This window comes from Streptomyces zinciresistens K42, from assembly GCF_000225525.1.
GTDB lineage: Bacteria > Actinomycetota > Actinomycetes > Streptomycetales > Streptomycetaceae > Streptomyces > Streptomyces zinciresistens.
The window spans coordinates 1-9,069 of the sequence record NZ_AGBF01000235.1; the positions used below are offsets into that span (position 1 = coordinate 1).

General features: G+C 72.8%; 5 protein-coding genes. 4 read left to right on the forward strand and 1 reads right to left on the reverse strand.

The annotated features are described in order from the left end of the window. Window positions 1-272: 272 nt before the first annotated feature. On the reverse strand, window positions 273-539 hold the full coding sequence (rpsT, locus tag SZN_RS32685) for a 30S ribosomal protein S20 (RefSeq protein ID WP_007503526.1): 267 nt from the start codon (window positions 537-539) through the stop codon (window positions 273-275). A gap of 253 nt (window positions 540-792) precedes the next feature. On the opposite strand from rpsT, the gene lepA reads away from it, so the two are divergent. The 4 genes from lepA to hemW all read left to right on the forward strand — a co-directional run bounded on the left by lepA (window position 793) and on the right by hemW (window position 8,996). After that, window positions 793-2,661, forward strand: a complete 1,869-nt coding sequence (lepA, locus tag SZN_RS32690; protein ID WP_043734287.1) for a translation elongation factor 4 — start codon at window positions 793-795, stop codon at window positions 2,659-2,661. A 267-nt stretch (window positions 2,662-2,928) separates the two neighbouring features. Next, window positions 2,929-4,803 (forward strand): AMP-dependent synthetase/ligase, encoded by a 1,875-nt coding sequence (locus tag SZN_RS32695; protein WP_007503530.1) that lies wholly within the window; start codon window positions 2,929-2,931, stop codon window positions 4,801-4,803. Window positions 4,804-5,732: 929 nt separating this feature from the next. Continuing rightward, complete coding sequence (locus SZN_RS32700) at window positions 5,733-7,736, forward strand: ATP-binding SpoIIE family protein phosphatase (protein WP_007503534.1); 2,004 nt, start codon at window positions 5,733-5,735, stop codon at window positions 7,734-7,736. Window positions 7,737-7,763: 27 nt separating this feature from the next. Continuing rightward, window positions 7,764-8,996 carry a radical SAM family heme chaperone HemW gene (gene hemW, locus SZN_RS32705; protein WP_007503536.1) on the forward strand — a complete coding sequence of 411 codons (1,233 nt, stop codon included), beginning with the start codon at window positions 7,764-7,766 and terminating at the stop codon, window positions 8,994-8,996. The last annotated feature ends 73 nt before the right edge of the window (window positions 8,997-9,069 follow it).

Here is a 9,069-nt window from a genome sequence, read left to right on the forward strand (position 1 = left end):
AGGACCGGCGAGGCGCTCGGGCGTCGCACCAGGCGCTCGGGCGCCGTACGAGGGGCACCGGGCGCCGTATGCCGAAGGCGCCAGGCCGCGCCGTATGCCGAAGGCCCCGGCTCCCGCCCTGGGGAAGGGCGGGCGGCCGGGGCCTTCGGTTCACGTCGTCGGAGTCACGCCCGCGTGGCGAACGCAGGCCGCGCGTGACTCCTGGGGTGCCGGACGGGAGCGGAAGAGAGAGGGCCCGCTCGATTCCCTCCGGCGGTCAGATCACGGAGAGGTCAGCCCTTGAGCGCGACGACCTTGGAAGCAAGCGCCGACTTCTTGTTGGCGGCCTGGTTCTTGTGGATGACGCCCTTGGAGACGGCCTTGTCGAGCTGACGCGCGGCAGCGCGCTGGTACTCGGTGGCCTTCTCGACGTCACCCGCGGCAGCGGCCTCGCGGGCCTTGCGGATCGCGGTCTTGAGGGAGGACTTGACGGCCTTGTTGCGCAGCCGGGCCTTCTCGTTGGTCTTGATCCGCTTGATCTGGGACTTGATGTTCGCCACGAATGAGCCTTTTCAGGTTCAGGCACGGGACCGCGAAGGGCCCGTGCCAGGTGATTTCTTGAGATGTGCCTCGCGCTGAGAGGGCATGAGACACAGCCACCCAGGCTACCAGCGGTGGCCCGGCCGCCCCAAACCAGCCCGCACAGCCCGCCCGCCGCGGCCCAAACCGGACTCCGGTCGCCGCCCATGGGACCATGGAGCCTACGTATCGATCCGACCGAGGCACAAGGCGCCTCAAGAGACAGGACCCTGCGTGCCCGCGACCCCTAACAATGTGCCTGAGCCGAGCCGTACCGACCCGGCTCTGATCCGCAACTTCTGCATCATCGCGCACATCGACCACGGCAAGTCCACGCTCGCCGACCGGATGCTCCAGCTGACCGGTGTGGTGGAGCAGCGGCAGATGCGTGCTCAGTACCTCGACCGGATGGACATCGAGCGCGAGCGCGGCATCACGATCAAGTCCCAGGCGGTGCGTCTGCCGTGGGCCCCCACCCACGACCCCGGCAGCACGCACATCCTCAACATGATCGACACCCCGGGACACGTCGACTTCACCTACGAGGTCTCGCGGTCGCTCGCCGCCTGCGAGGGGACCGTCCTCCTCGTCGACGCGGCCCAGGGCATCGAGGCGCAGACCCTCGCCAACCTCTACCTGGCGATGGAGAACGACCTCACGATCATCCCCGTGCTGAACAAGATCGACCTGCCGGCCGCGCAGCCCGAGAAGTTCGCCGAGGAACTCGCCAACCTGGTCGGCTGCGACCCCTCCGACGTGCTCAAGGTCTCCGCGAAGACCGGGCTCGGCGTGGAGGCGCTCCTGGACAAGGTCGTGGCGGAGATCCCCGGGCCGGTCGGCGTCAAGGACGCCCCCGCCCGCGCGATGATCTTCGACTCGGTCTACGACTCCTACCGCGGGGTCGTGACGTACGTCCGTGTCATCGACGGCCGGCTCGGCAAGCGCGAGCGCATCCGGATGATGTCGACCGGCGCCACCCACGAGCTGCTGGAGATCGGCACCAACTCGCCCGAGATGCTCGCGGCCGACGGCCTGGGCGTGGGCGAGGTGGGCTATCTCATCACCGGCGTGAAGGACGTCCGCCAGTCGAAGGTCGGCGACACCGTCACCAGCCAGCACAAGGGCGCCACCGAGCCGCTCGGCGGTTACAAGGACCCCAAGCCGATGGTCTTCTCGGGCCTGTATCCGCTGGACGGCTCGGACTACCCCGAGCTGCGCGAGGCCCTGGACAAGCTCCAGCTCAACGACGCCGCGCTGGTCTACGAGCCGGAGACCTCCGCGGCCCTCGGCTTCGGCTTCCGCGTCGGCTTCCTCGGCCTGCTCCACCTCGACGTGATCCGTGAGCGGCTGGAGCGCGAGTTCGGCCTGGACCTGATCGCCACCGCGCCCAACGTGGTCTACCGGGTCGTGATGGAGGACGGCGTCGAGCACGTCGTCACCAACCCGAGCGAGTTCCCCGAGGGCAAGATCAACGAGGTGTACGAGCCGGTCGTGCGCGCCACGATCCTCGCGCCCACCGAGTTCATCGGTTCGATCATGGAGCTGTGCCAGACCCGGCGCGGCACCCTGCTCGGCATGGACTACCTCTCCGAGGACCGGGTGGAGATCCGCTACACCCTCCCGCTCGCTGAGATCGTCTTCGACTTCTTCGACCAGCTGAAGTCCAAGACCCGCGGTTACGCCTCCCTGGACTACGAGCCCACCGGCGAGCAGACCTCCAGCCTGGTCAAGGTCGACATCCTGCTGCACGGCGACAAGGTGGACGCCTTCTCGGCGATCACCCACAAGGACCAGGCGTACGCGTACGGCGTCCGGCTCGTCGCCAAGCTCAGGGAGCTGATCCCGCGGCAGGCGTTCGAGGTGCCGGTGCAGGCCGCCATCGGCTCCCGGGTGATCGCCCGCGAGACCATCCGCGCCATCCGCAAGGACGTCCTCGCCAAGTGCTACGGCGGCGACATCTCCCGCAAGCGCAAGCTGCTGGAGAAGCAGAAGGAAGGCAAGAAGCGGATGAAGATGGTGGGTTCGGTGGAGGTTCCGCAGGAGGCGTTCATCGCCGTACTGAGCAGTGATGACAGCACGGGGTCGGGCAAGGCCAAGAAGTAGTCGCAGGTGGCGCGGGGTGACCCGGCAAAACGGTGCAACAGGGGCTCGTCGCGCACGTGCGACGGGCCCCTGTGTGTACGCGGGGTGACGCTCTGGAGGAAGTGACAGGCCGCGGCCCCTTACGCGGGGGCCGGTCGCCCTTTACTCTGATCCCTGCCCGATAGTTACTCGCGAGTTAAACAAGCCCGCGAGGGAAACCGCCGTCATGAGCCGACCGCAGGGCCGGCTGTTGAGCCAGCCGCACCGTCGCGGGCCCCGGAGGATGTCGTGAGCGACACACAGACCCTGATCGAGAACCGCCCGCCGACCGTGGCGGCCCTCTTCCTGGAGCGCGTGGCGGCCACACCGGACGCCGAGGCCTACCGCTGTCCGGTGCCGGCGGCCTCGGGCGAGGGCCCGGACGACTGGAAGTCGCTGAGCTGGGGGCAGGCCGCCGAGCGGGTCTACGCGATCGCGGCCGGCCTCATCGAACTGGGTGTGCAGCCGGAGCAGCGGGTGGCCCTCGCCTCCTCGACGCGCATCGAGTGGATCCTCGCCGACCTCGGCATCATGTGCGCGGGCGCCGCGACGACCACCGTCTACCCCCAGACCAACGCCGAGGAGTCGGCGTTCATCCTCGCCGACTCCGAGAGCCGGGTGCTGGTCGCCGAGGACGCGGCCCAGGTGGCCAAGGCCCGCGAGAAGCGCGGCGAGCTGTCCCGCCTGACGCATGTCGTGGTCGTCGACGCGACCGGCGTCGAGACCGACGAGTGGGTGCTCTCCCTCGCCGAGCTGGAGGCGCGCGGCGCGGCCCGGCTGGAGAAGGAGCCCGGACTGATCAAGCAGCGGGTCGGCGCGATCACCAGGGACCAGCTCGCCACGCTCATCTACACCTCCGGCACCACCGGCCGCCCCAAGGGCGTCCGCCTGCCGCACGACAACTGGTCGTACATGGCGAAGGCCATCGCCGCGACCGGGCTGGTCGGCCCGGAGGACGTGCAGTACCTGTGGCTGCCGCTCGCGCACGTCTTCGGCAAGGTGCTCACCTCCGGCCAGATCGAGGTCGGCCACGTCACCGCCGTCGACGGCCGCGTCGACAAGATCATCGAGAATCTGCCGGTCGTGCGGCCGACGTACATGGCCGCCGTGCCGCGCATCTTCGAGAAGGTCTACAACGGGGTCGCCGCCAAGGCCCGCGCGGGCGGCGGCGCCAAGTACAAGATCTTCCGGTGGGCCGCCGGAGTCGCCCGCGAGTACGCCAAGGTCACCCAGGACAACTTCCGCCGCACCGGCACCCACTCCGCGCCCGTCGGCCTCGCCGCCAAGCACAAGGTCGCCGACACCCTGGTGTACGCCAAGATCCGCGAGGCGTTCGGCGGCAACCTGCGCGCCTGCGTCTCGGGCAGCGCGGCCCTCGCCCCCGAGATCGGCTACTTCTTCGCCGGCGCAGGCATCCACATCCTGGAGGGCTACGGCCTCACCGAGTCCTCCGCCGCCTCCTTCGTCAACCCGGGCGAGGCGTACCGCACCGGCACGGTCGGCAAGCCGCTGCCCGGCACCGAGGTCCGGATCGCCGACGACGGCGAGATCCTGCTGCGCGGCCCCGGCATCATGGAGGGCTACCACGGGCTGCCCGAGAAGACCGCCGAGGTGCTGGAGGCCGACGGCTGGTTCCACACCGGCGACATCGGCGAACTCTCCCCGGACGGCTATCTGCGCATCACCGACCGCAAGAAGGACCTCATCAAGACCTCCGGCGGCAAGTACATCGCGCCCGCCGAGGTCGAGGGCCAGTTCAAGGCGGTGTGCCCGTACGTCTCCAACATCCTCGTGCACGGCGCCGACCGGAACTTCTGCACCGCGCTGATCGCCCTCGACGAGATCGCGATCCGGGCGTGGGCCGAGGAGAACGGCCTCGGCGGCAAGCCGTACGCCGAGATCGTCGCCGCGCCCGCCACGGTCGAGATGGTCGACGCCTATGTGCGCGAGCTCAACGCAGGGCTCCAGAAGTGGCAGACCATCAAGAAGTTCCGGCTGCTGCCGCGCGACCTCGACGTGGAGCACGGTGAGATCACGCCGAGCCTGAAGCTGAAGCGGCCGGTCGTGGAGCGCGAGTACAAGGATCTCATCGAGGAGATGTACGCCGGTACCCGCGAGGCGTGAGGCTCCGGCGGGGGCCGCCGGTTGCCACGGGCTCTCCGTGGCCCCGGCGGCCCCTCGCCCACCGGGTCGGACCGGGCGCCGGGCCCCCGCGGGACGCGGGCCTCCGCGCGGAGCCGGTCGCGCGGTCCGGCGACGTCCGGCAGGCCGTCCGCGGACGGTTCCCGCTCCCGCGCGGCCGGGCGTACGACGAACTCGCCGCTCTGCGGCGGCTTCCGCGCCGGCGGCCGGCCCCACCTCGCGGGCGACCCGCGTCACCTCGTCGGCGACCGCGGAGAGTCGGCCGACCGTCCGGTTCACGGGCCGCCCCGGCCGGCGCAGGCCGCCGCGCGTGACGGGTGGCTGCCCTCGTGCGGATCGACGCGCCGGGTCGGACCACCGCCCGCCACCGCGCCCAGCGCGCGGGTCGTCTCGGCCGCCGGGGTCACCCGGCCCCGGGCACCTGGTCGACGTCCTGCGCGCGGGTCGTCTCGGCCGCCGGGGTCACCCGGCCCCGGGCACCCGGTCGACGTCCTGCGCGCGGGTCGTCCGGTCACCCGGCGTCGGGCTCGTCGTCAGCCGTTCGCCGAGTCGGCCACCTGGGCGGCCGGAGCGCACCGACTTCCGCTCGACCCGCCGCACTTCACGGCCGTAGTCCGTGCTTCAGCCCATGATCTGGTGGAAGACGGCGGTCAGTTCGGCCACCGCGCGGTCCCTGCCTCCGGGAGCCCGCGGAAGTCGCCGTCGCGGGCCGCGGTCGCCGCGGCGAGCGGCGGGCGCGGTGCCGATGCTCGAATCCGGTCGTCTTTCTGTCCGTTTTCGAGCACACGTGTAGCACGGTTCTCACTCATGGCGGCCCACTTCGGTAACTCGGTGCTTATGGGCGCGGTCGGTCTGTCACTCTATCGGCGTCGACCGAGGCGCATTCGTACGAACTGTTCGGGGAGCCGTCCATGGGGGCCATTCCGGTGCAACGGGAGACCGTCACCCGTGCCTCCGGCGTGCCCGCGCCCTTCCGCTCCGGCGTGCACGCCGAGACGCGTACCACCCTCCCCGGCAGCGCGCTCTCCCCGGGCTCCGCGCGCTCCCTGGTGCGCACCGCGCTGGAGGAGTGGGCCGCCTCCGGGGTCCCCGGCACCGAGCACCTCGGCCCGCGGCTCGTCGACGACGCCGTGGTGGCCGTCAGCGAACTCGTCACCAACGCCGTCGTCCACGCCGGCACCGACCTCGAACTCACCTGCCGGCTGGAGCAGGACACCGGTGCCCTGCTGGTGGAGGTGCTGGACCACCACCCCTCGCGCGCCCCGCGCGGCGGCGACCCGGACGTGCCTCCCGACACCCCCGAGTACGGGCGCGGACTGCGGCTGGTCTCCCGCCTCGCCGAGTCCTGGGGCGTCACCTACCGCACCGGCGCCAAGACCGTGTGGGCCCGCCTGCCGGCCGAGGACCCCGTCCAGGCCCCGGACGGCATCGAGGCGTACGCCGAGGAGCGCGCGCTGGAGCGCGGGCTGCGCGTCGCCGAGATCCTCGCGCCGGAGCCGCCCCCGCCCGTGCGGGAGCGGGAGCACCCCGAGCGGCAGCACCCCCAGCGGGAGTACGAGCGTGCCGAACGCGAGCGGGACTGGCTCGACCGCGGCGCCCTGTCCTTCCTCGCCGAAGCCTCCGACCTGCTCGCCGGCCAGCTCGACGAGAACCTGGTCGCGGCGCTCGCCGGCCAGCTGATCGTGCCCCGCCTCGCCGACTGGTGCGCCGTGTGGCTGGAGGACGAGGTCGCCGGGCGCTGGGGCTACCCGCCCCCCGGCGGCACCCGGGGCACCGGCGGCCGGGGCGCCGACGGCGTCGCCGGCACCGGCCCCCGGCTGGCCCGGGTCTGGCACGGCTCCGAGAACCTCATCGAGGACCTGCGCGGCGCCCTGGAGAAGGAGCCCCCGCCCCCCGCCGACGGGCGGCCCGGCGGCCCCGAGCCCTACCCCTGGCCCGGGGGCGCGCTCGGGACGCGCGGGCCGGGCGGCACCGCGCTCGCCTACCGGCTGGTCGCCGGCGGCCACCCGCTGGGCACACTGGTGATCGGACGGGCCGACCTCGTGCGCTTCCCCGACGAGATCACCGGTCTCGTCGAGGACCTCAGCCGCCGGGTGGCCCTCGCCATCGGCGCCGCCCGCCAGTACGCCCGCCAGGCCACCATCAGCCGGGTCCTGCAGCGCGGGCTGCTGCCCGGCGCGGTCGCGGAGATCCCCGGCGTGGCCAGCGCCCTGGTGTACGAGCCCTGCGACAAGGGCGGCCCGAGCGGCGACTTCTACGACCTGTTCCCGGCCCGCGACGGCCGCTGGTGCTTCGCCATCGGCGACGTCCAGGGCAAGGGCCCCGAGGCCGCCGTGGTCATCGGCATCGCCCGGCCCTGGCTGCGGCTGCTGGCCCGCGAGGGCTACCGCGTCGCCGACGTCCTCGACCGCCTCAACCAGCTCCTCCTCGACGACGCCACGGAGGCCGCCGACGCCGCCGCGCGCGCCCTCGCCGGCCCGGCTCCCCCCGGCGACGGCCCGCAGACCCGCTTCCTGTCCCTGCTCTACGGCGAACTCACCCCCGTCGAGGGCGGCATCCGCTGCACCCTCGCCTCCGCCGGCCACCCCCTGCCGCTGCTCCTGGGCACCGGCGGCGACGTCCGTACCGTCGCCGAGCCGCAGACCCTGCTCGGGGTCTTCGACGACGCCGCCTACACCAGCGAGACCTTCGAGCTGCGCTCGGGCGAGACCCTGCTGTGCGTGACCGACGGCGTGACCGAGCGCCGCAGCGGCTCCCGCCAGTTCGACGACGGCGACGGACTCGCGGCGGCCCTGGCCGGCTGCGCGGGCCTGAACGCCCGGCTGATCGCCGAGCGCATCCGCAGGCTGGTGCACGAGTTCGGCGGCCGTCCGCCCGAGGACGATCTGGCCCTGCTGGTCCTCCAGGCCGAGTAGCCCGCGGGGTGCGGGACAATGGAACCCATGCCCTCCGCACTCCCCGACGGCGAGCCCGTCCCCGACGACGGCGCCCTGCCCGCGCACGCCCTCGCCGCCGCGGCCGACCGCCCCCTCGGCTTCTATCTGCACGTCCCGTACTGCGCGACCCGCTGCGGCTACTGCGACTTCAACACCTACACGGCGACCGAGCTGCGCGGCACCGGCGGTGTCCTGGCGTCCCGCGACAACTACGCCGCGACCCTCACCGACGAGATCCGCCTCGCCCGCAAGGTCCTCGGCGACGACCCCCGCGAGGTCCGCACGGTCTTCGTGGGCGGCGGCACCCCCACCCTGCTCGCCGCCGACGACCTCGTACGGATGCTGGGGACGATCCGGGACGAGTTCGGGCTCGCGCCGGACGCGGAGGTGACCACCGAGGCCAACCCGGAGTCGGTCGGCCCGGAGTACCTGGCCGCGCTGCGCGAGGGCGGCTTCAACCGGATCTCCTTCGGCATGCAGAGCGCCCGGCAGCACGTGCTGAGGGTGCTGGACCGCACGCACACCCCCGGCCGGCCCGAGGAGTGCGTCGCCGAGGCCCGCGCGGCGGGCTTCGCGCACGTCAACCTGGATCTGATCTACGGCACCCCGGGGGAGTCCGACGACGACTGGCGGGCCTCGCTGGAGGCGGCGCTCGGCGCCGGTCCCGACCACGTCAGCGCCTACGCCCTGATCGTCGAGGAGGGCACCGGGCTCGCCCGGCGCATCCGCCGCGGCGAGGTCCCGATGACGGACGACGACGTGCACGCCGACCGCTACCTGATCGCGGAGAGCGTGCTGTCGCGGGCCGGGTTCGACTGGTACGAGGTCTCCAACTGGGCCACCTCCGACGCCGCCCGCTGCCTGCACAACGAGCTGTACTGGCGGGGCGCCGACTGGTGGGGCGCGGGCCCCGGCGCGCACTCGCACGTCGGCGGGGTGCGCTGGTGGAACGTCAAGCACCCCGGCGCGTACGCGGCGGCGCTCGCCGCCGGGCGCTCACCCGGCGCCGGACGCGAACTGCTCGGCGACGAGGACCGCCGCGTGGAGCGCGTCCTGCTGGAGCTCCGGCTGCGCGAGGGCGTCCCCCTGGACCTGCTGCGCCCGGACGGCCTCGCGGCCTCCCGCAGAGCCCTGTCCGACGGCCTCCTGGAGCGGGGTCCCTACGACGGTGGCCGCGCGGTCCTGACCCTGCGCGGCCGGCTCCTCGCGGACGCGGTGGTGCGCGACCTGGTCGACTGACCGGGCCGCCGTACGCCCGCGCACAGGGCCGCCGGACGCCCGCGCACCGGGCCGCCGTACGCCCGCGGGGCGG